Genomic DNA, 20,342 nt, shown 5'->3' on the forward strand with positions numbered 1-20,342 from the left:
TGATCGCGGCTGCCACGGTATTGCTCGGGCATGTGCCGATGATCGGTTACAGCCTAATGGGCACCGTTGGGCCCAGCCCATCCGCAGTCCGCGCACGGCCGGAGCGGAGGCAGAGGTATCGCCGAGGACCAACCCGTGCGGCGATGTGGACGGCCCGTCCACATACGGACGCGCACGGCCGGAGCGGAGGCAGAGGTATCGCCTATCCACTCGCGCCCGGTGATTACGCACCCGCATCGGCGTGGACATTTGACATGCATATCAATGCATATCAAAATGGGACCGGTTTCCAATAAGGAGTGGACCATGACAACCGATACCGCCGCCGTCGCCCACAACCCCTACCGCTCCCCCGCACCGGCCCCGATTCCGGCCCGCACGGTGCTGGAGAACGCCGGTGAGCTGCTGCGCGCGCTCGCGGCCCCCGTTCGCATCGCCATCGTGCTACAACTGCGGGAGTCGCCGCGCTGTGTGCACGAACTGGTGGATGCCCTCGGTGTCACACAACCGCTGGTCAGCCAGCATTTACGGATTTTGAAATCGGCCGGGGTGGTGCACGGCGAGCGTTCGGGCCGCGAGGTCCTCTACGAACTCGTCGACGACCACCTGGCACATATCGTGGTCGACGCAGTAGCGCACGCCGAAGAAGAAGGGTAATTCGTGTCCGAGAGCCTGGTCACCACGAAAGGGACCACCAGAGGGAAAGCAGTCGGTATCCGCACCACTCGGCAACGCAATGCGATCGCCGCGCTCCTGGAGGATATCGATAGGTTCCGATCGGCCCAGGAGCTGCACGACGAGCTACGACGGCGCGGTGAAGGTATCGGGCTGACCACCGTCTACCGCACACTGCAATCGCTCGCCGATGCCGGAATGGTGGATGTGCTGCGCACGGACAACGGCGAGTCGGTGTATCGGCAGTGCTCCAACGGGCACCATCACCATCTCGTCTGCCGGCACTGCGGGCGGACGGTCGAGGTCGCCGGGCCGACCGTCGAGAAATGGGCCGCCGGTACGGCGGCCGACCACGGGTTCACCGAGGTCAGCCACACCCTCGAGATCTTCGGCACCTGCCATTCCTGCGCCGAGGTCCGGAGCTGACCCGACCGCCGGGTGATACCGCGCAGTACAGCCCGCTATCCATCGCCCGAGGTCCGCAGCCGACCCGCTCGGCGAGGTGATCCCGCACAAGGCAGCCCGCTACCCGGCGATCGGGTAGCGGGCTGCCTTGTCCGCGAACAGCGCGGCTCAGACGGGCACCGGCACCGCCGCCGGACCATCCACCGGTTCGGCACGACGGCTGTCCCGCAGGACTCCGAGGCCGAGCAACACCAGCGCCAGCACTGCCCAGCCCACCAGCACCAGCAGCGGGCCCTGCGCCCCGGCCCAGTCGAAGAACGCGACCGAGCGGATCAGCGAAGCTGCGGCGCCCGGGGGCAGCAACTGGCCGATCGTCCCCCACGGCTGCGGCAGCAGTTCCGGCGCCGAGGTGGCGGCGGAGAACGGGTTACCGATCAGCAGCATCACCAGGGCCGCGATCCCGATACCGGCGCGGCCGATCACGGTGGCCAGGCCGGTGACGGTTCCGGCGACGGCGAACGAGACCAGTCCCGCGACCAGCGACAGCTCCAGATAGGGACCGGGCACGATGGACAGCCAGCTCTGGGTGACCAGCATGCTCAGCAGGCCGCCCGCGATACCGAAGGTGAACACGCCCGCGATCCGCCCGGCGGACGACGGGATCAACAGCGTGAGCAGAACTCCGCCGGCGATACCGGCCATCACCAGCGGCAAGGCCATAGCCCCGAAACCGGCGCCGCGCGGATCGTCGGGATCACCGGCGACCACATCCTCGACCTGCACGGGCGGCGTTCCGGACATCTGCCGGCCGATCTGGGTCAGCTGCTGGGCCACCGCCGGACTGGCACCGGAGGCGACCAGCATCCTGGGTGCACCGTTCCCGGTGACGATCGCGCCGTAGACCTCGCGGTCGCCGATGGCGGCGCGGGCCGCGGCTTCGTCGGGCACGGTGATCAGTTCGAAGGCGTCCGGGCTCTGACCGGTCAGCCGCGCTTCGACCATTTCGGCCTGCGGTCCGGCGACGGCCAGCGGGAGGTCACGCGGGGCGATGTTGGTGGCGGGCCAGGCGAAGGCGATCAGCATCACCGCCTGGAGGAGTGCCGCACCCAACCCGATGGCGACGGCGCGCTGGATGACGTTCATGACGTTCTCCCAGAAATCGAAGGCTCGTTCTTTTTAACGACGAACCCACCGTCCCACCGGTCTCCGCAACTTGTCAAGAACGAATATTCGTTTTAGTTTGGGGTATGCCCCGAGTCAGTGACGAACACCTGGAACGCCGCCGGCAGCAGATCCTCGATGCCGCCCGGATCTGCTTTGTCCGCAAGGGCTTCCACCAGACCTCCATGCAGGACGTCTTCAACGAATCGGGGCTGTCGGCGGGCGCGGTCTACCGCTACTTCAAGGGCAAGGACGAACTGGTTGTCGCGCTGGCGTCGACCGCGGCGGGCGATATCCGGGCCCGCATGGAGGAAGTCATCCGCCGCGATCCGCTCCCGCCCCCGGCGGAACTGGTGGCCCATCTGACCGCCTGGATTGATGCCCAGGCCGGGCCGGAAGGCCGGTTACGGCTGGCACCGCAGGCCTGGTCGCTGGCATTGATCGACGATAACGCCGCCGAACCCGTACGCCGGACCATGACCGGGATCCGGGCGATGTGGCATGCCTACGTCGAGCGGATGCACGAACAGGGCTGGCTCCCCGCCGACGCGGACCTAGACGCCGTCACCGCCGCGCTGTTCGGCCTGCTACCCGGATACGTCCTGCAACATCTGATCATCGGGGAGGTGGACCGGAACCAGTACATCCGCGGCGTCGCCACACTCCTGCCCTACGGACCGCCGGCTCGTTCCGAACCGGCCGATCAGGGCAGCAAACCCTGACGTGCCTCCCCCGCACCGCTGAGTACCAGCAACAGCATGGTGGTCAGCGCCTGATCGTCCAGACCCGCCGCCGGGAAGGTGTAGCGCAAGATCACATCCGCGAGCTTCTCGTGCGCGATCAGCGCGATCGACCCGAACTGCAACGCGGCATTACGCTCGGCCACCCGCTTGTGCAGTTGCGGTTTGAGCGGGCGATCCCAGGCCAGCACACAGGTCAGCGACAGCACATCCAGGCCCGGGGTCAACGTGAACGCGCTCAGCGAGCACAACGCACCCTGGAAATCGAACCGCAGCGAACCGTCGGTATCGACCCGGACATCGATATCGTGCAGGCCCAGACCGGCGCCTGCGCGCGCCTTCAGCTCTATATCCGGTGCCACCGCACCGGACCCGGTCTCGGACGTCATTTGGTACCACCGAACCGGCGATCCCGCCGCGCGTACTCCATACATGCCTCCCACAGATTCCGGCGGTCGAAATCCGGGAACAGGGTGTCCTGATAAACGAATTCCGCGTACGCGGACTGCCAGATCAAGAAGTTCGAACTCCGGTACTCGCCCGACGGTCGCAGGAACAGGTCCACATCGGGCATATCCGGTTCGTCCATATACCGGGCCAGCATCGACTCGGTCACCTTCTCCGGATCCACCTCACCAGCCGCCACGCGCCGGGCGATTTCCCGTGCGGCGTCGGCGATCTCGGCGCGGCCACCGTAGTTCACGCACATGGTCAGGGTCATCACTGTGTTGTCCTGCGTGAGCTCCTGCGCGACCTCGAGTTCCTTGATCACACTGCGCCACAACCGCGGCCGCCGCCCCGCCCAGCGCACCCGCACCCCCATCTCGTGCATCTCGTCGCGCCGGCGCCGGATCACATCCCGGTTGAAGCCCATGAGGAACCGCACCTCTTCAGGGCTGCGCCGCCAGTTCTCGGTGGAGAACGCGTACGCCGACAGCCACTTCACCCCGATCTCGATACACCCCTCGACGGTGTCCATGAGAACGGCCTCGCCCTTCTCGTGACCGGCGGTCCGCGGCAACCCCCGCTCCTGCGCCCAGCGACCGTTACCGTCCATCACCAGCGCGACATGCCGGGGAACGAGTTCCCGTGGAATATCGGGCGGGGTCGCGCCCGAAGGATGCGGTGCCGGCGGGCGGACGGTACGAGCACCGGCGGACGCGTCCGAACCGGCAGAGTCACGACGCAGGATCACGGTTCAAAGAGTAACCGTGCTCGCAACGCACCGGCCTGAGCGGGTGCATACCGGGCACCATTGGGGTAAACAGCGACTGCAGAAGGGCATATCGACAGTCGGTCACCGTGCGGGCCGGTGCGCCCACAGCGACATGCCGGCGCCCGAGCCCGCACCGCCCGAATGTGTCCAGCGGCGGCGCCAGTACATCCGGATGCCCCCGCAGTGCCGACAATTCACCGAGGAAGTCGATGGGTTCGGCGAATAGTTCGGGCCCGGCCCGGACCGGGCTTCCGCCCGGTGGCACTGCGGTACTGCATGACGCTCCTTCAGGCGAGTCGGTGCGCGACCCACTCGGCCCCGGCGTCGCGACCCGCATTTCCACGGGTCCGGCCCGCGGGCAATTCGGCCGAGCCGCTGGTGTTGCGGGATGCGGGCCCGGACCGCGAAGGCCGGGACACCGCGACCGGCGGCCGGCGCATGCTCAGCGTCAGTGCTGTCCCGGCCCTGCGATGCCGGAGGCCGCGCCACCGACAGAACGCTCGATAAGAGGAAGGGTGCGTAGTTCGCGTTCGAGATGCCATTGGAGGTGGGCGGCGATAAGACCGCTGGCCTGGCGACGGGCCGATTCCGGAATATCCACGACCTGATCCCAGCGACCGTGACGCAGCGCGAACAGTTGGTCGAAGACAGCGGGAGCCGGGGTGGCGGCGCCGGCCGGCCGGCAATGCACGCAGACCGCGCCGCCCGCGCCGATATGGAATGCACGATGCGGACCGGGGGTGGCGCAGCGGGCGCATTCGTCGATGGCGGGGGCCCAGCCGGCGTAGTCCATGGCACGCAGGAGGAAGGCGTCGAGGACGAGTTCGTGGGGGCGTTCTCCGGCCGCGATCGCGCGCAGGGCGCCCGCGGTGAGGGTGTGCAGCCGCGGTACGGGGGCGCGTTCCTCCCCGGCCAGGCGTTCGGCGGTTTCCAGGACGGCGCAGGCGGTGGTGTAGCGACCGTAGTCGGCGACGATGGCGGTCGCGAAAGCCTCCACGGTATGTACCTGGGTCACCGTGTCGAGGTTGCGGCCGGGGTAGAGCTGGATATCGACGTAGGCGAACGGTTCCAGCCGCGCACCGAACTTGGACTTCGTCCGGCGCACGCCTTTCGCCACCGCCCGCACCACCCCGTATTGCCTGGTCAGCAGCGTAACAATGCGATCGGCTTCGCCCAGCTTGTGCTGGCGCAGCACCACCGCATGGTCCCTGTACAACTGCACGGGCCCAGTCTATTGGCGCCACCGGCGGCGGTACGGATCCGGGCTGCGTTCGACGCGGAGCCGGTCTGCGTTTTCGGCGCACCGGCACGTTCGGCGACGGCCACAGCTTCGAAGTGCCGGTAAGCCCGGAGGTGTCCGCCGGGGCGAAATACGGGACGGCCTTCGGGTGCCCGCTGATCACCCCGGCCGTTTCGGTCCGGCGGAGGCCGGCCATACAAAAGGCTCGCTGGGCTCCGCACGGCCGCTGGTCGCCTGGCCCCGGAAGCGATAACGTCCGCGCTGAAAACGCCCCCACCCCGGCCGGAACATTCCGGACTGCCGGGATGACGTGCTCACGGTGCGCAGCATGCCGGCCCGCTGCCGCCCGCATCGGCGGACCGGCGTAGGCCGGTCCGCCCCGGCATGTTGCGCAGAAGAGTCGCGCCGGAATTCGGCGTCCGAGTGGCTCGGCGCCGGTTCTAGGTTCCGAGATGGACCGGGAAAGGCGCGGGATCGTTCTGGGTGAGCACGGGGAGGTTGCCGTGTTCGGTGAGGGGGATATCGGCGCGCAGGTTCGGGAAGCGGTCGAACAGGGCGGGCAGGGCGATGGCGGCCTCCAGCCGGGCCAGTGCCGCGCCAGGGCAGATATGCGGGCCGTAGCCGAAGGAGATATTGCGGTTCGCGGTGGGGCGGGTGATATCGAAGGTGTCGGCGTCGGCGCCGTGCAGGCCGCGGTCGCGGCCGATGGCGCGGTAGGACATGACCACACCGTCACCTTTTTCGATGGTGCGATCACCGACGGTGATGTCCTCGGTGGCGAAACGCATCAGCAGGTGGATGACGGGGCCGTCCCAGCGCAGCGTCTCCTCGATCGCTTCCTCCCAGGTGCGTTCCCCGGCCCGTATCGCGGCCAGCTGTTCCGGGTGGCCGAGCAGGGCGCGGGTGGTCATGACGATCAGGCTGACGGTGGTCTCGTGGCCGGCGGCCACCAGTGCCTTGAGGTTGCCGTGTACTTCTTCCTCGGCGAGCGGGGTTTCGCCGGCGGCCACATCGTGGAGGAAATCGGAGGTGAGATCGTCCGCCGGGTTCGCGGTCTTCTCCCGGATCAGGCCGGTGTAGTAGTTGTCGAGTTCGCCATAGATCCGCATCCGCTCGTCATGCGGGGTGAGCAGCGAGAAGAACTTCTTGTACGACTCGAGCAGGTAGGTGTGATCGGTGCGCGGCACGCCCATCAGTTCACTGATCACCCGCATCGGCAGCGGATAGGCGAAAACCTGCTTCAGATCCACCACGCCCCCGGCACCGGCCGCCGCCAGATCGTCGAGGAGTTCGGCGGTGAACTGTTCGATCTTCGGCCGCAGTGCCCCCAGCCGGCGCGGCGCCAGCGCGCGGGTGGTTTTGATGCGCAGCCGGCGATGTTCGGCACCGTCGACGGTGAACATGGAACGGCCCGCGTCGATCATGCCGATCAGCGGCCATTCCCGGGTCACCGCGCCGGACTGCCACAGATTCCACTGCGTGTGATCTTTGACCAGACGGGTGTCGCCGAGGAGCTGCCGCGCCAGGTTGTGCCGGGTGACGGTCCACGCCGGGGCACCCAGTAGGTCGATCTTCGTGAGCTCCGGACCCTCGCACAGGGTGCGGGTCTCCCCCGCGAGATCGGCGACCATGGGGTCGATGGTCAGGGCCGCAGGATGCGGGCATTGCCGGCTCACGAGCCACCTCCAACGGCGGGAACAGGGGTGAAACGAACGGGCAGAGAAGTGAACCCGCGCAGGAACGGGGACGGCCGGCGGACCAGGGACTCGGCGGGAACCGCGAGATCCAGATCGGGTAGCCGGTCGAGCAGCACCTCGATAGCGGTGCGGGCGATGATCTCGGCGATCTGCTGGGCCGGGAACGGGCAGCGGTATTCGCCGTGCCCGAAAGCGAAATGGGCGGCGTTACCGGAATGCGCTGGATCGGCGCCCTCGCCGGTGTACTGGCGGATATGCGGATCGGAATTGGCAGCGGCCAGGCCGAGCAGCAGCATATCGCCGCGGCGCACGAGTGCCTCACCGAGCCGGGTATCGCGTGCGACCCAGCGACCGGCCAGTATCTGGGTCGGCGTATCTTCCCAGAGCACTTCGGTCATGGCCTGCCCGATACTGTGCCGGGCCGCTCCGAACGCGGCGGCGAACCGGTCGTCGACCAGCATGAGGCGGATCGAATTGCCGATCCAGTCGGCGGTCGGCAGATGCGCGGCCGCGGTGACCGACTGCATATTCAGCACATACTCTTCGTCCGCGAACGGCGTGGGATCGGCGAGCATCCGGGACACCAGATCCTGGCCCGGCTGTAGTTTCTTCTGTCCCAGCAACTGCTGCATGTAATCGACGAACCGCTGGTAGGCGGCCGGGGCTTCGGGGCCGCCGTCACACAACACCTGCATGGTCTGCGCCAGATAGGGGCCGTCGGCTTCGGGTACGCCCAGGATCCACGCCAGGGTCAGCACCGGGAGCAGTTCGGCGAATTCGGTGATCACATCCGCGTGTCCACGACCGCAGAACCGGTCGATGAGGCCGTCGGCGAGTTTTTCGCAGGCGTTGCGCAGCGCGAACGGATCCACCGATTCCAGCGCGGGTTCCACCAGCGCCACATGGCGGGCGTGTGCGGCGCCGGCGGTGAAATAGATTCCCGGTTGCGGGCGGCCCACCATCGGCAGCAGCGGCCAATCCGGTGGGATCGCCGGCCACTGGTTCCACAGCGCCGAATCCCGCGGGAACAACACACCGTCGGTGGTGACCTGATGCAGTTCCCGGTAGCCGATCACCAGCCACGCGGGGATCCCGCCGACGAGTTCCACCGCCACCACCGGGCCGTGCCCGGACCGCATCCGGGTGTAGAGCAGCGCGGGGTCGGTGTGGAAACCCGGACCGTCCAGGCGAACCGAGCCGGGTGAGGCCGACGGGCAACTCGCGGCGGGCAGGCCGGCGTTGTACTCGAGACCGGTCACGGCCGCACCTCCACTCCGGCCGGGGCCTGCCGCTCGATGAGGTGCTCGACCAGGCCGATCAGCACCTGTTTGCCGGAATCCGGCGAACGCGCATCGCAGCCGAACAGCGGAACGTGCGGATCCAGGTCGAGGGCATCCCGGACCTCGTCCAGCGGTGGTGGGACAGGCTCGAACGAATTGCACGCGACCACGAACGGCGTGCCCTGGTACTCGAGCCGGTCGATGGCGTACCAGGAATCGCTGATCCGGCGCGGGTCCACCAGCACCACCGCGCCCAGCGCGCCGGTGAACAGCCGATCCCACAGGAACCAGAACCGTTCCTGTCCCGGGGCGCCGAACACGTACAGCACATACTCGTCGGACAGGCTGATCCGTCCGAAATCGAAAGCGACCGTGGTGGTGGACTTGCCGGTCACCCCGGACAGATCGTCGACACCGACCCCGGCATCGGTCATCACGGCCTCGGTGTCCAGCGGCTGGATCTCGCTCACCGCGCGGACCATTGTCGTCTTGCCCACCCCGAAGCCGCCGACGACAACGACTTTCAGACCGTGCCGCACCGAACCGGCCAGCGGGGCACGGGCACGGGTGGGGCGATCGTCAAAGGCTACGGAGTCCAACTAGCACCTTCTCGAGCATGTCGATATCGAATGTGTCGCCGTAGGATCCCGTGGCGAGTTCGGGGTGGCGCACGGTGACCTTGCCGGGGTGCAGCAGATCCGCGACCAGAACCGTCGCGATGCCGATCGGCAGCCGCAGTTCGGCGGCGATCTCCACCACCGCGGTCGGTTGCCGGCACATGGTCAGGATGGCCGCGTGTTCGCGCTGCATCGCCGGTGCCGGCGCGCATTCACTGACCACCAGGGTGACCGGATCGAATTCTTCGGTGGTGGGGGCGGTACGTCCGCCGGTGAGGGTGTAGAAACGGTCGGGTTCGTCATCGCGGCCGGGGCGGTTCACAGCAGTCTCGCTCTACTCCCTCGCGGCGGTGCGGACAGATACTCCCCGACCTGTTCGATCAGCGCCGCCATCTGCGCGCCGACCAGGCCGGCGTCGGCATCGTCGTCGGCGAGGACCGCGATCTGGGCGCCCGCACCGGCGCCGACGATGAACAGGATTCCGCCGTAGAACTCGGTCATCGACTGCCGCACTCCGCCGCGGCCGTTGCCGAATTCCGCGGAGGCGCTGCCGGCCAGAGCCTGCACACCGGAGGCGATGGCGGCGAGCCGGTCGGCCTGGTCCGTCGACAACCCGGCGGTATGGCACATCTGGATACCGTCGGCGGCGAGCAGAACCGCGTGCCGGGCACCGGCGGTTTCGCTCAGCAGCCGCTGTAGCAGCCAATCCAGTTGCGCCGGATCCGATGTCATCGTCATCAATCGTTCTCCCAATCGGTTGTCGTGTCATGACGCGCCGGTCGCGCGGCGCCGTTGCCGGGCGACCCGATCGGTCCGCCGAAAGGCTGGGAGTTCTCTTCCGCCCGGCCGGTGACCGCGCGTTGGAAGGCCCCCATGGCCGAAGCTGCCGATCGGTGCTTCGCGGCGGTGCCCTCCGGTGCGCAACGATCGAAGAGATCGGGATCGGACCGGCCGGGCAGGCCTTCGGGGTGGGCGGCGGCCAGGGTGCTGCCTCGGCGCCGTTTGGGCAGAACCGTTGTGGTGGTCGCCGAGGTCTGCGATACCGGCGCCGGGAATTGTCCCGACGTGTACTGCGTGACCTGATGGCGACCCGAGGTGTACGGGGACTGCGCCGGATAACCGGTACCGCGGTTTGCGCCGGTGTCCGGAGCGTCGTCGACGGGCGCGGGAGCGGTCAGATAGCGGGAGCCGGTATCCGGGACCGTTGCGAACGAGCCGGTGGCTGAGCCCGCGGGCAGTCCCGGCTGCACCATCGAATTCCCGGCGGGCAATGCCGGAGTGGCCGGTGGTTCGATGCGGGCGGTGAGGTCGCGGGGGATCATCACCACCGCGGCGGTGCCGCCGATGGCCGACGGCCGGTAGCTGACGGTGAGTCCGTGTTTGCGGGCGAGCCGGCCGACGACCGCCAGCCCGAACCGGGTGCCGTTGAGCGACGACAGGCCCTCGGTCGCGTCCTCGGTTCCGGACACCGTGATCTGTGCGCGACGTAGCGAGGTTTCGCTCATCACCAGTCCGCTGTCCTCGATCGTCACCACCACGCCCGCCGGGATCTCCGCGGCGTAGATATGCACCTCGGTGGTGGGCGGCGAGAACCGGCAGGCATTGTCGACCAGTTCGGACAGGGCGTGGATAACGCCCTCGGCCGCGTGCCCGGCGATCGCGATCTCGGCGATGGCCCGCATCCGCACGCGTTGATAGCCGCCGACCCGCCCGATGGCCGCGCGCAGCACCCGTTCCAGCACAATCGGTTTGGCCCAGCGCCGGCCGGTACGCGCACCACTGAGGATCGCGATACTGTCGGCGAGGCGACCGGCCTGAGCGGTGGCGTGGTCGAGTCTCAGCAGATCGGCGAGTACGGTCTGGTCGGCGTATCGATGTTCCAGATCCTGCAGTTCGGCCAGCATACTGGTGGTCATCGCCTGCATCCGGCCGGACGCGTTCGCCAGCGCCGCGATGGCCGCCGACCGGCGACGCTCACTGGCCGCGGTGGCCTCCTTCTCCACGGCTACGGCCTGTTCGGCGGCCGCGACCCGGCCCTCCGCCCGGGCCAGCAGCTGCGCCGTTTCCGCCCGGCGCTGCTGTTCGGCCAGGAACAACCCCCGGACGTACACCGCGGTGGTGACCGCGGTGCAGGCCGCGACGACGGCGACGGAAATCCATACGGCCGTGAGCATCCGGTCGGGCGGGGCCACCGAGAGCATGGCGGCGGCGACCAGTCCGACACCGATCGTCACCGAGAGCGCCAATGTGAGGGCGGGAGCCACCCACTGCCGCCGGTCCGCCGGTCCAGGCCTACCCGGACCGCTCGCCACCACCGATTCGTACATAGGTCGGGTACCCCCGCTCGCGCCACGTCCCGCCGACTCCACGCCGAGCCCGCATCCGGCACCCCATCGTGCCCCGTTACCGAATCGTCGGATGAAAAATGGTTTCGCTCCGATGATTTCGGGTACAGGGCCGAAGCATATCGGCCTAGTCCAACCGGCGCCACCCGAGCAGGCCAAACCTCAGCCAACACTCAGTATCGGAAAGAAGCCGGCCGAGTCCGCTCTAGAAGCCGAGTTTGCCCAGTTGTTTGGGGTCGCGCTGCCAGTCCTTCGCGATCTTCACATGCAGATGCAGGTAGATACGGGTGCCGAGAATATGCTCGATCTGTTCACGGGCGTTGGTGCCGACCTCTTTCAGGCGCGCACCACCCTTTCCGATGATGATCGCCTTCTGGCTCGACCGCTCGACATACAGCAACGCATGCACATCGAGCATGTCCTCGCGTTCTTCGCGCGGCAGCACCTCTTCGATCACCACCGCCAGCGAATGCGGCAGTTCGTCGCGCACCCCCTCCAGTGCGGCCTCCCGGATGAGCTCGGCCATCAGGGTTTCCTCGGGTTCGTCGGTGAGTTCCCCGTCGGGATAGAACGCCGGCCCGGGCGGCATCTTCGAGGCGATCAGATCGACCAGCAGCTCGACCTGCTCCCCCTTGACGGCCGAGACCGGGATGACATCGGAATCCGGTCCGAGCAGTCCGGAAACCGCGAGCAGTTGTTTCGCGATCTGCTCCCGGCCGACCTTGTCGATCTTGGTGACCACACCGAGCAGGGTGGTCTTCGGCGCCATCTGCCGTACCTGCTGCACGATCCAGCGGTCACCCGGGCCGATCTTCTCGTCCGCCGGGATGCACAGCGCGATCACATCGACCTCGGAATAGGTATCGCGCACAAGATCGTTGAGCCGCTGGCCCAGCAGGGTGCGAGGCCGGTGCAGACCCGGGGTGTCCACCAGGATCAACTGGGTGTGCTCCCGGTGCACGATCCCGCGGATGGTGTGGCGGGTGGTCTGCGGCCGCGAGCTGGTGATCGCGATCTTCGCTCCCACCAGCGCATTGGTCAGCGTCGATTTACCCGTATTCGGGCGGCCGACAAAACAGACGAAACCGGACCGGAACTCCCGCTCACCGGATTCAGGCATCGGTGGCCTCGTAACCCTCGGCGATATCGAAAACCGCGCCCGACGTGTCGGCGAAGATGATCCGCGCCCCCGCCGATACCTCGCGCACCGCCGAAACCCCCGCGTCGGCGAACTTTCCGCCCACCACGACGGCCGCCTCGAAACCTTCCGCGCCGCTGGAGATCGCTGCGGCCACCGCCGACTGCAACGCCGTCAGCCGCAACGCCTGCAATCCCACCTCACCGGCAGCATAGGTGCGGCCGTCGGTATCGCGGATCGCCGCGCCCGCGGCACCGCCCGTACGGCCCAGCGCCCCCCGCGCCAGCACCAGCAGCTTGTTGTCCTCGGCATCCAGTTCAGTCATGGCCTGCTCCCTCGTCACTTCGGGCGGACGGGCGGTCCCGGTCCGGCTCCGCATCGGTTTCCGTAGTCTGCTCCGGCGCCCGGGACACCACCACGGTGTGCACCCGGACCCGTCCTCGGGCGTCCGCACCACCCTCACCGCGCAATTCCAGCCCGTGCGCGACGACCTCCGCGCCCGGCAGCGGTACCCGGCCCAGCTCGTGCGCGAGCAAACCGCCGACGGTATCCACTTCTTCCTCACCGATCGGCAGGCCGTACAAATCCCCCAGGTCGGCGACCGGCAACCGCGCCGAGACCCGGTAGCGTCCCGGTTCCAGCTCTTCGATCGGCGGCGTCTCGTCGGTGTCGTACTCGTCGGCGATCTCGCCCACGATCTCTTCGAGCACATCCTCGATGCTCACCAGACCGGCGATACCGCCGTACTCGTCCACCAGCAGGGCCATATGGTTGCGTCGGCGCTGCATTTCGTCGAGCAGATCGTCGAGCGGTTTGGAATCGGGCATGAACACCGCGTCGCGCATGACCTCACGCACCCGCACACTGCGTCCGCGGTCGGCGTAGGGCACCAGATCCTTCAGGTACACCACTCCGAGGATGTCGTCGACGTTCTCGCCGATCACCGGTATCCGGGAATGCCCGCTGCGCACCGCCAGCGACATCGCCTGCGCCACCGATTTATCGGCTTCGATCCACACCATTTCGGTGCGCGGCACCATCACCGCGCGGGCGGTGGTATCGCCGAGTTCGAATACCGACTGGATCATCCGGCGCTCGTCGTCGGCGACCACCCCGCGTTCGCGCGCCATATCGACTACTTCGCGGAGTTCGATCTCGGAGGCGAACGGCCCGTTCCGGAAACCTTTACCGGGCGTGATGGCATTACCGAGCAGGATCAGCAGCCGGCTCAGCGGGCCCAGCAGCGCACCGATGAACTGCAGCGGCAGCCCCGCAGTGAGGGCGATCGAATACGCATGCTGGCGGCCCAGCGTGCGCGGGCCCACCCCGATCACCACGTAGGACACCAGCACCATCACCACGGCGGTGACCAGCAGCGCCCAGGCACTGTCCATGAAGTGGGTCAGCCCCGCGGCCAGCAGTACCGTTGCGGTGATCTCGCACAGAATGCGCAACAGCACCATGAGGTTCACGTAGCGCGGCCGGTCGTCCACGATCCGGCTCAATCGCACCGCCCCGGGCCGGTCGCCACGCGCCATATCGTCGAGGCGTGCCACCGACAAGGTGTTCAACGCCGAATCCACGGCGGCGAAGACCCCGCCCACCGCAGCGAGCAACACGGCGAGCAGTAAGAGGATCATCTCGTTCACGCGTGTGCGTCACCCGGCCGCGATCGGCCCTCTTCCGGTGCCACGAACCCCGTTTTGTCCAGCAGCCGGGCATCGCGCGCGGCCAGCTCGGCACGGAGTTGTTCCTCGCGCAACTGCTCGTACCACTGCTCGAGCAGCTGGGTCTGCAGGGTGAACATCTCCTTCTCCTCGGCCGGTTCGGCATGGTCGTAACCGAGCAGATGCAGTACCCCGTGCACGGTGAGCAGGGCGAGTTCGTGATCGAGTGAATGCCCGGCCTTGGCGGCCTGGTCGAGGGCGAACTCGGGACAGAGCACGATATCGCCGAGCATGGAGGGTCCGGGCTCCGGGCTGTCGGGACGGCCGCCGGGTTCGAGCTCGTCCATCGGGAACGACATCACGTCGGTGGGCCCCGGTAGATCCATCCAGCGCATATGCAGGTCGGCCATGGTGTCGAGATCGACCAGCACCATCGACAGTTCGGCCGCCGGGTGTACGTCCATCCGGCCGATCACGAAGCGGGCGACACCGACAAGGTCTTCCTCGGGCACGTCCATACCCGACTCGTTGGCGATCTCGATACTCACCTGGTCAGCCTAATGGGTACCCTCGGCCGCCACCTATCCGACGCCCGCGCACGACCTGTGCGAGGGCGGCATGACATTCGGGTGCCGGCCGCCACCACGCACCGAAGGGGGGCCCGCCGGGAGCGCTTACTGCCGCGTTGCCCGGCCCGCCGCGCGCCGTTGCGCCCGGTTTCCGGACATATGCGGCGGCCCGACGGGCGGACGCGTTTCCGCCTCGAACTTCTCGTAGGCGTCGACGATGTCGGAAACCAGCCGGTGCCGCACCACATCGCTGCTGGTGAGTTCGGCGAAATGAATATCGTCGATCCGGGTGAGGATCTCGCTGGCCGCCCGCAACCCCGACCTGGCACCGTGCGGTAGGTCCACCTGCGTGACATCACCTGTCACCACGATCTTCGATCCGAACCCGAGCCGCGTCAGGAACATTTTCATCTGCTCCGCGGTCGTGTTCTGCGCCTCGTCCAGAATGATGAACGAATCGTTCAAGGTTCGACCCCGCATGTACGCCAGAGGTGCGACCTCGATCACCCCCGCGGCCATCAACTTCGGGATGGCTTCCGGGTCCATCATATCGTGCAGGGCGTCGTACAGCGGGCGCAGATACGGGTCGATCTTCTCGTTCAGCGTGCCCGGGAGAAAGCCCAGGCGTTCCCCGGCCTCGACGGCCGGGCGGGTGAGGATGATGCGATTGACCTGCTTGGACTGCAAGGCCTGAACGGCCTTCGCCATCGCAAGGTAGGTTTTGCCGGTACCGGCGGGCCCGATGCCGAAAACGATCGTGTTCTCGTCGATCGCATCGACATAGCGTTTCTGGTTCAGCGTCTTCGGGCGGATCGTCTTCCCGCGCCGCGACAGAATATCCAGGCTCAGTACCTCGGCCGGCGATTCGGCGCTGCCGTCGGTGAGCATTGTCACCGTATGCCGCACGGCTTCCGGGGTGATGGCGCGGTTACGGCCGGTCAGCGCCACCAATTGTTCGACGACCCGTTCGGCCAGCGCCACCTCGGCGGCCGGGCCGGTGAGGGTGACGAGATTGCCGCGGACATGGATATCGGCGGACAACAGGTTCTCGAGCTCACGCAGGTTCGCATCGGCCGAACCGAGGAAAGGAAACACCGACTCCGGCGCGAGTTCGATACTGGAACGGACAGTGCGTGCCGCGGGCCCGGAGGCTCCATTGTCGGCCGCGGAGGGATTCTGATCGCCGATATCGCCTTGTGATCGCACGTAGTGGCTATGGCCTGCTTTCCGGTCTCGACAGGCGCGGTGAGGCGCGCTGTTTGCTCTGCTCGCGAACGGTATCGCTGCCCCGAGTCTAACTCCAGGGCCCGACAGGTCCCACCCGAATTACGAGTGCCCACACCCTGGTCGACCGGCGCTACGTGAAGTTCATCCGGGCCTCACCAGCGGGCCGTGAGTGCACCGAGCGCACCGAGCGCGACCGCGGCCGCCGTCGAGGTGCGCAACACGGTGGGCCCCAGCCGCACCACATCGGCACCGGCGGCGGCCAGCGCCGTCAACTCCGCATCGTCGAGGCCACCCTCCGGGCCGACGATCAGCATGACCGCGGGCGCCGCGGCCCACGGCAGCGCGGTGAAGCTTCCGGTCCCCGATTCGTGCAGTGCGGCGACCACCGCACCCTGCGCTTCCGCCGCACGCACCGCGTCGACCACCTCGGGGGTGCGATGCAGTGCGGTTACCTCGGGGATATAGGCGCGGCGCGACTGCCGGGCCGCTCCCCTGGCCGCCACCCGCCATTTCGCCACGCCTTTGTCGGCTTTGGCCTCCCAATTCGAGACACAGCGCGCAGCCTGCCACGGGATGACGACATCGGCACCGGCCTCGGTCATCAACTCGACCGCCAATTCCGAGCGCTCGGATTTCGGCAGCGCCTGAACCACCGTCACCGCCGGGGACGCCGGTTCGGCACGGCCCCGGTCACGCACCAAGAGTTCGAGCTGATTCTTCTGCGCGGCAACAACTTCGGTCTCCGCGACCACACCGCGTCCGTCGGAAAGGCTGATCGCCTCGCCGACCCGGATCCGGCGCACCGTCGCGGCGTGCCGGCCCTCCGGGCCGTCCAGCACCGCGATACCGCCCGGCTCCGGGATCTCGTCGAGATAGAAGACGGTCGGAGCGGCCATCGGGTCAGCGTCCGCTGAAGGACGCGCGCAACCGGGCGAACAGACCGCTGTTGTGCTCGGACTGCGCCGACATCACCTCGGCCTTGTCCCGGCCCCGCAGGCCCTTGTACTTGCGCAGCAGATCGGTCTGCTTACTGTCCAGTTTGGTGGGCACGACGATATCCAGATGCGCCATCAGATCGCCCCGCGCGCTGGACCGCAACCGCGGCATACCGTGCCCGCGCAACACCGAGATCTCACCCGGCTGAGTCCCCGCAGCGATGGTGAGCTCGGTGGGGCCGTCCAGAATGGTGTCGATCACCACGGTGGTGCCCAGGGCGGCGTCCACCATGGGGACCCGGACGGTGCAGTGCAGATCGTCGCCGTCGCGGACGAAGACATCGTGCGGTTGCTCCACGATTTCGACATACAGATCCCCGGCGTGACCGCCGCCCGGACCGACTTCGCCCTGCGCGGCCAGCCGCACCCGCATCCCGTTGGCCACACCGGCCGGGATCGGGGCCGCGATCTCGCGGCGGGCCCGGACCCGGCCGTCGCCCCCACATTTGTGGCAGGGGTCGGGGATGGTTTCCCCGGCGCCGCGGCAGGTCGGGCAGGGACGCGAGGTGAGTACCTGGCCGAGGAAAGAACGCTGCACCGACTGCACCTCACCGGCACCACCGCAGGTCTCGCAGCGCACCGGCTTGGAGTTGCCGTTGGTGCCCGCTCCCTTGCAGAGGTCACAGAGGACGGCGGTGTCGACGGTGAGGTGCTTGGTCACCCCGACCGCGCATTCGGCCAGGCTGAGCCGGGTGCGCACGAGCGAATCGGCGCCGGGCTGCACCCGCCCCCGGGCCTTGCGCGCGCCGCCCCCGGCGCCACCGCTCATCCCGCCGAAGAAGGCCTCGAACACATCACCCAGCCCGCCGAAACCGGCGCCGCTGAAACCACCGGCGCCGCCGCCCGCATCCAGCGGATCGCCGCCCATATCGACGATGCGGCGTTTCTCCGGATCCGTCAGCACCTCGTACGCCGCGGAGACCTCTTTGAACCGGGCCTGCGCGGCCTCGTCGGGGTTCACGTCGGGATGCAGTTCGCGAGCCAGTTTCCGGTACGCGCGTTTGAGCTCTTGGTCGGAGGCGTCCTTGCCGACACCGAGCAGTCCGTAGTAATCCCGTGCCACTTGAGTTCTCTTAGTCCTTGGTCGCTGTCCACGGCCCCGGCCTCATCCGGCCGGCCGCATGACTCCTGTCGGATGTAGCCGCCCGGCCGTGATCTAAGTCGGGTCGACTCAACTTTAGCCGTCTGAATATCCGAGCGTAACAGTGCCCGGTGGCGCGCCTCCGGCGCGCTGTGTTTTGTTTTGCGGCGCCGCGGGTTTTGGCCCCCCTCGGTCCAGAACCTTGCAGGGCCTCGCTGAACTCGGCACCACCCTTGGTTACGTCGGGGTTCGTATCGGTCCGCGCGAGGCCTCACGCGGCGGGGCACGGCCCGTTGTTACGTTGGAGTTCCGGGGCCGATCTTCGGCCTCACCGTTCGGCGAGGACCTCGCCGATGTAGCGGGCGACGGCCGCGACGGAGGCGATCGTTCCCGGGTAGTCCATCCGGGTGGGGCCGAGCACACCCATACCGCCCAGGACCGCGCCCGCGGCGCCGTAGCCGGTGGTGACGACCGAGGTTCCCCGCATCTCCTCGACCTGGGTTTCCTCACCGATCCGCACCGTCACCGTCCCGGGCTGCTGGGCGGCGGCCAGCAGTTTGAGCACCACGACCTGCTCCTCGAGCGCTTCCAGCACGGTACGCAGCGAACCGTGCAGTCCGAAATCGCCGGCGTTGCGGGTGAGGTTGGCGGTGCCGCCGAGCACGAGCCGCTCCTCGGGATGCTCGACCAGGGTTTCCACCAGCACCGTCGACACCTTGATCAGCACATCCCGCAGCTGCGGCGGCGCCTGTTCCGGCAGTTCGGCCACCGCGGCGGAGGCAGCGGCGAGGCGTTTACCGTCCATGGCCGCACCCAGCATGCCGCGCAGCGCGGCCAGGTCCTCGTCGTCGACGACGGTGCCCAGTTCCACGATGCGCTGATCGACCCGGCCGGTATCGGTGATCACCACCAGCAGCAACCGTGCCGGATTCAGCGCCACCACCTCGAGGTGGCGCACCGTCGACGCGGATACCGTCGGATACTGGACGACAGCAACCTGACGGGTGAGCTGGGCCAGCAGCCGGACCCCGCGGCGCAGCACATCGTCGAGATCGACCCCCGATTCCAGGAACTGCATGATCGCCTTGCGTTCCGCGGCCGACAGCGGTTTCACATCGGCGATACGGTCCACGAACTGCCGGTATCCCTTGTCGGTGGGTATCCGCCCCGAGCTGGTGTGCGGCTGGGCGATATACCCCTCGGCTTCCAGAACGGCCATATCGTTGCGGACGGTTGCACTGGAAACACCCAGGTTGTGCCGGTCGACCAGGGTCTTCGAGCCGATGGGCTCCTTGGTGGCGACGTAGTCGGCGACAATCGCCCGCAGGACCTCGAAGCGCCGATCCTCGGTGCTCGACATCGACCCACCTCCTCGCTGTGCTGTACGCCGTCGCTACCGGCCGGCGGCGCACCGTCTTCCTTCGAACCCAGCTCGGACGCCCGGGCTCACCACCCAGTCTAAGTCCGCAGCGGTCCTCCACCCGGGCACAGCCGCCGAAAGACCGTGCTAACGTCCCCGTGAACACAGCAGAATCCAGTACCCAGGGGGGGATTTCGGTGTCGGACGACCCATTGGCGACAGCCGCCGGCCTGGCCCAGTGGGCCGAGCAGATGCAGCAGAAGGCCCAGCGGTTCCAAGTACTCCAGAGCCGGCTCACCCAACTGTCGGTGACCGAGACCTCCGGCGACAACAGTGTCCGGGTCACCGTCGACAGCAACGGTGTGCCGACCGATATCCGCTTCACCGACGGGATCCGGCGCAGAAGCCCGGTCGCACTGTCCACCGAGGTGATGGCCTGCCTATCGCGTGCCCGTGCCGCACTGGGCCGCGAAGTGACGGCGACGGTCCACGAGGTGGTCGGCGACGACCCGATCGGCGCGACCATCATCGAGCAGTTCGCCGGCCACCTCGCCGACCCCGCAACCGCCCCGGGACTTCCCCATCCGGCGCCATCGGTTTCGCAGCGCACGTCGCCGCAGCCCGGGCCCGCGGCGCCGGCACCGATATGGTCGGACCAGCCGAATCCGGCATCCTCCTGGAACCGGCCGGCACATCCTGACCCCATCTGGAACGAACCGCAGTCGAACCGGCCGGCGACTCCGGTCCCGGCACGTACCCGGCCCGAGCCGACATACCCCGCGCCGGCGCCCCCGCCACCCCCACCGCCGGCTCCGGGCCGCAACCAACCACCTCCTCCGCCGCCCGCGACTCCGACATCACTGATCCCCGATGTCGAGGACGAAGAAGGCGAGTACTACCGGAACAAGTCCTGGCTGGTCTGAGGGGCC

General features: G+C 67.9%; 22 protein-coding genes. 4 read left to right on the forward strand and 18 right to left on the reverse strand.

Annotated features, from left to right (window positions below; all coding sequences use genetic code 11):
* Window positions 1-306: 306 nt before the first annotated feature.
* Window positions 307-657: an ArsR/SmtB family transcription factor gene (locus NFL01S_RS17515; RefSeq protein ID WP_033245293.1), complete on the forward strand. Its 351-nt coding sequence runs from the start codon at window positions 307-309 to the stop codon at window positions 655-657.
* A gap of 3 nt (window positions 658-660) precedes the next feature.
* Window positions 661-1,101 (forward strand): Fur family transcriptional regulator, encoded by a 441-nt coding sequence (locus NFL01S_RS17520; RefSeq protein WP_245670742.1) that lies wholly within the window; start codon window positions 661-663, stop codon window positions 1,099-1,101.
* 147 nt (window positions 1,102-1,248) lie between these two features.
* Here the strand turns inward: NFL01S_RS17520 and NFL01S_RS17525 are convergent, their stop codons facing one another.
* Window positions 1,249-2,223: a hypothetical protein gene (locus NFL01S_RS17525; RefSeq protein ID WP_062976540.1), complete on the reverse strand. Its 975-nt coding sequence runs from the start codon at window positions 2,221-2,223 to the stop codon at window positions 1,249-1,251.
* 104 nt (window positions 2,224-2,327) lie between these two features.
* Between NFL01S_RS17525 and NFL01S_RS17530 the strand changes: the two genes are divergently transcribed.
* Window positions 2,328-2,963, forward strand: coding sequence for a TetR/AcrR family transcriptional regulator (locus NFL01S_RS17530; RefSeq protein WP_062976542.1), 636 nt, complete (start codon window positions 2,328-2,330; stop codon window positions 2,961-2,963).
* On the opposite strand, the gene NFL01S_RS17535 is transcribed toward NFL01S_RS17530, so the two are convergent.
* The 17 genes from NFL01S_RS17535 to hrcA form a co-directional block, all read right to left on the reverse strand.
* A complete protein-coding gene (locus NFL01S_RS17535) occupies window positions 2,945-3,370 on the reverse strand; it encodes a hypothetical protein (RefSeq protein WP_062976544.1) in 426 nt (141 codons plus the stop codon). The two genes, NFL01S_RS17530 and NFL01S_RS17535, sit on opposite strands and share 19 nt — an antisense overlap.
* The gene (locus NFL01S_RS17540) at window positions 3,367-4,176 is read right to left on the reverse strand and encodes an isoprenyl transferase (RefSeq protein WP_062976546.1); all 810 of its coding nucleotides are present in this window, start codon (window positions 4,174-4,176) and stop codon (window positions 3,367-3,369) included. Before NFL01S_RS17540 ends, NFL01S_RS17535 begins: the two co-directional genes overlap by 4 nt.
* A gap of 469 nt (window positions 4,177-4,645) precedes the next feature.
* Window positions 4,646-5,419, reverse strand: a complete 774-nt coding sequence (recO, locus tag NFL01S_RS17550; protein ID WP_062976550.1) for a DNA repair protein RecO — start codon at window positions 5,417-5,419, stop codon at window positions 4,646-4,648.
* A gap of 458 nt (window positions 5,420-5,877) precedes the next feature.
* A complete protein-coding gene (locus tag NFL01S_RS17555) occupies window positions 5,878-7,113 on the reverse strand; it encodes a cytochrome P450 family protein (RefSeq protein ID WP_062976554.1) in 1,236 nt (411 codons plus the stop codon).
* Window positions 7,110-8,393, reverse strand: a complete 1,284-nt coding sequence (locus NFL01S_RS17560; protein WP_062976558.1) for a cytochrome P450 family protein — start codon at window positions 8,391-8,393, stop codon at window positions 7,110-7,112. Before NFL01S_RS17560 ends, NFL01S_RS17555 begins: the two co-directional genes overlap by 4 nt.
* A complete protein-coding gene (locus NFL01S_RS17565; protein ID WP_062976559.1) occupies window positions 8,390-9,013 on the reverse strand; it encodes a GTP-binding protein in 624 nt (207 codons plus the stop codon). Before NFL01S_RS17565 ends, NFL01S_RS17560 begins: the two co-directional genes overlap by 4 nt.
* A complete protein-coding gene (locus NFL01S_RS17570) occupies window positions 8,994-9,353 on the reverse strand; it encodes a DUF742 domain-containing protein (RefSeq protein ID WP_062976561.1) in 360 nt (119 codons plus the stop codon). The genes NFL01S_RS17565 and NFL01S_RS17570 overlap by 20 nt, the downstream gene beginning before the upstream one ends.
* A complete protein-coding gene (locus NFL01S_RS17575) occupies window positions 9,350-9,769 on the reverse strand; it encodes a roadblock/LC7 domain-containing protein (protein ID WP_210744730.1) in 420 nt (139 codons plus the stop codon). The genes NFL01S_RS17570 and NFL01S_RS17575 overlap by 4 nt, the downstream gene beginning before the upstream one ends.
* Window positions 9,769-11,265: a sensor histidine kinase gene (locus NFL01S_RS34565; protein WP_245670743.1), complete on the reverse strand. Its 1,497-nt coding sequence runs from the start codon at window positions 11,263-11,265 to the stop codon at window positions 9,769-9,771. The genes NFL01S_RS17575 and NFL01S_RS34565 overlap by 1 nt, the downstream gene beginning before the upstream one ends.
* 316 nt (window positions 11,266-11,581) lie before the next feature.
* Window positions 11,582-12,496, reverse strand: coding sequence for a GTPase Era (era, locus tag NFL01S_RS17585; RefSeq protein ID WP_062976562.1), 915 nt, complete (start codon window positions 12,494-12,496; stop codon window positions 11,582-11,584).
* Window positions 12,489-12,839, reverse strand: a complete 351-nt coding sequence (locus tag NFL01S_RS17590; protein WP_062976563.1) for a cytidine deaminase-like protein — start codon at window positions 12,837-12,839, stop codon at window positions 12,489-12,491. The genes era and NFL01S_RS17590 overlap by 8 nt, the downstream gene beginning before the upstream one ends.
* Window positions 12,832-14,154 carry a hemolysin family protein gene (locus NFL01S_RS17595; protein ID WP_062976697.1) on the reverse strand — a complete coding sequence of 441 codons (1,323 nt, stop codon included), beginning with the start codon at window positions 14,152-14,154 and terminating at the stop codon, window positions 12,832-12,834. Before NFL01S_RS17595 ends, NFL01S_RS17590 begins: the two co-directional genes overlap by 8 nt.
* 5 nt (window positions 14,155-14,159) lie before the next feature.
* The gene (ybeY, locus tag NFL01S_RS17600; protein ID WP_062976564.1) at window positions 14,160-14,729 is read right to left on the reverse strand and encodes an rRNA maturation RNase YbeY; all 570 of its coding nucleotides are present in this window, start codon (window positions 14,727-14,729) and stop codon (window positions 14,160-14,162) included.
* Window positions 14,730-14,855: 126 nt separating this feature from the next.
* Window positions 14,856-15,938, reverse strand: a complete 1,083-nt coding sequence (locus tag NFL01S_RS17605) for a PhoH family protein (protein WP_062976699.1) — start codon at window positions 15,936-15,938, stop codon at window positions 14,856-14,858.
* 191 nt (window positions 15,939-16,129) lie between these two features.
* Window positions 16,130-16,873, reverse strand: coding sequence for a 16S rRNA (uracil(1498)-N(3))-methyltransferase (locus NFL01S_RS17610; RefSeq protein ID WP_062976565.1), 744 nt, complete (start codon window positions 16,871-16,873; stop codon window positions 16,130-16,132).
* A gap of 4 nt (window positions 16,874-16,877) precedes the next feature.
* Window positions 16,878-18,035, reverse strand: coding sequence for a molecular chaperone DnaJ (gene dnaJ / locus NFL01S_RS17615; RefSeq protein WP_062976566.1), 1,158 nt, complete (start codon window positions 18,033-18,035; stop codon window positions 16,878-16,880).
* Between the two features lie 346 nt (window positions 18,036-18,381).
* The gene (hrcA, locus tag NFL01S_RS17620) at window positions 18,382-19,413 is read right to left on the reverse strand and encodes a heat-inducible transcriptional repressor HrcA (protein WP_062976567.1); all 1,032 of its coding nucleotides are present in this window, start codon (window positions 19,411-19,413) and stop codon (window positions 18,382-18,384) included.
* Window positions 19,414-19,610: 197 nt separating this feature from the next.
* Here hrcA and NFL01S_RS17625 point away from each other — a divergent pair, with 197 nt between their 5' ends.
* Complete coding sequence (locus NFL01S_RS17625; protein ID WP_169812142.1) at window positions 19,611-20,336, forward strand: YbaB/EbfC family nucleoid-associated protein; 726 nt, start codon at window positions 19,611-19,613, stop codon at window positions 20,334-20,336.
* Window positions 20,337-20,342: the final 6 nt, after the last annotated feature.

This window comes from Nocardia flavorosea NBRC 108225 (assembly GCF_001613385.1).
In the GTDB taxonomy this organism is placed as follows: domain Bacteria; phylum Actinomycetota; class Actinomycetes; order Mycobacteriales; family Mycobacteriaceae; genus Nocardia; species Nocardia flavorosea.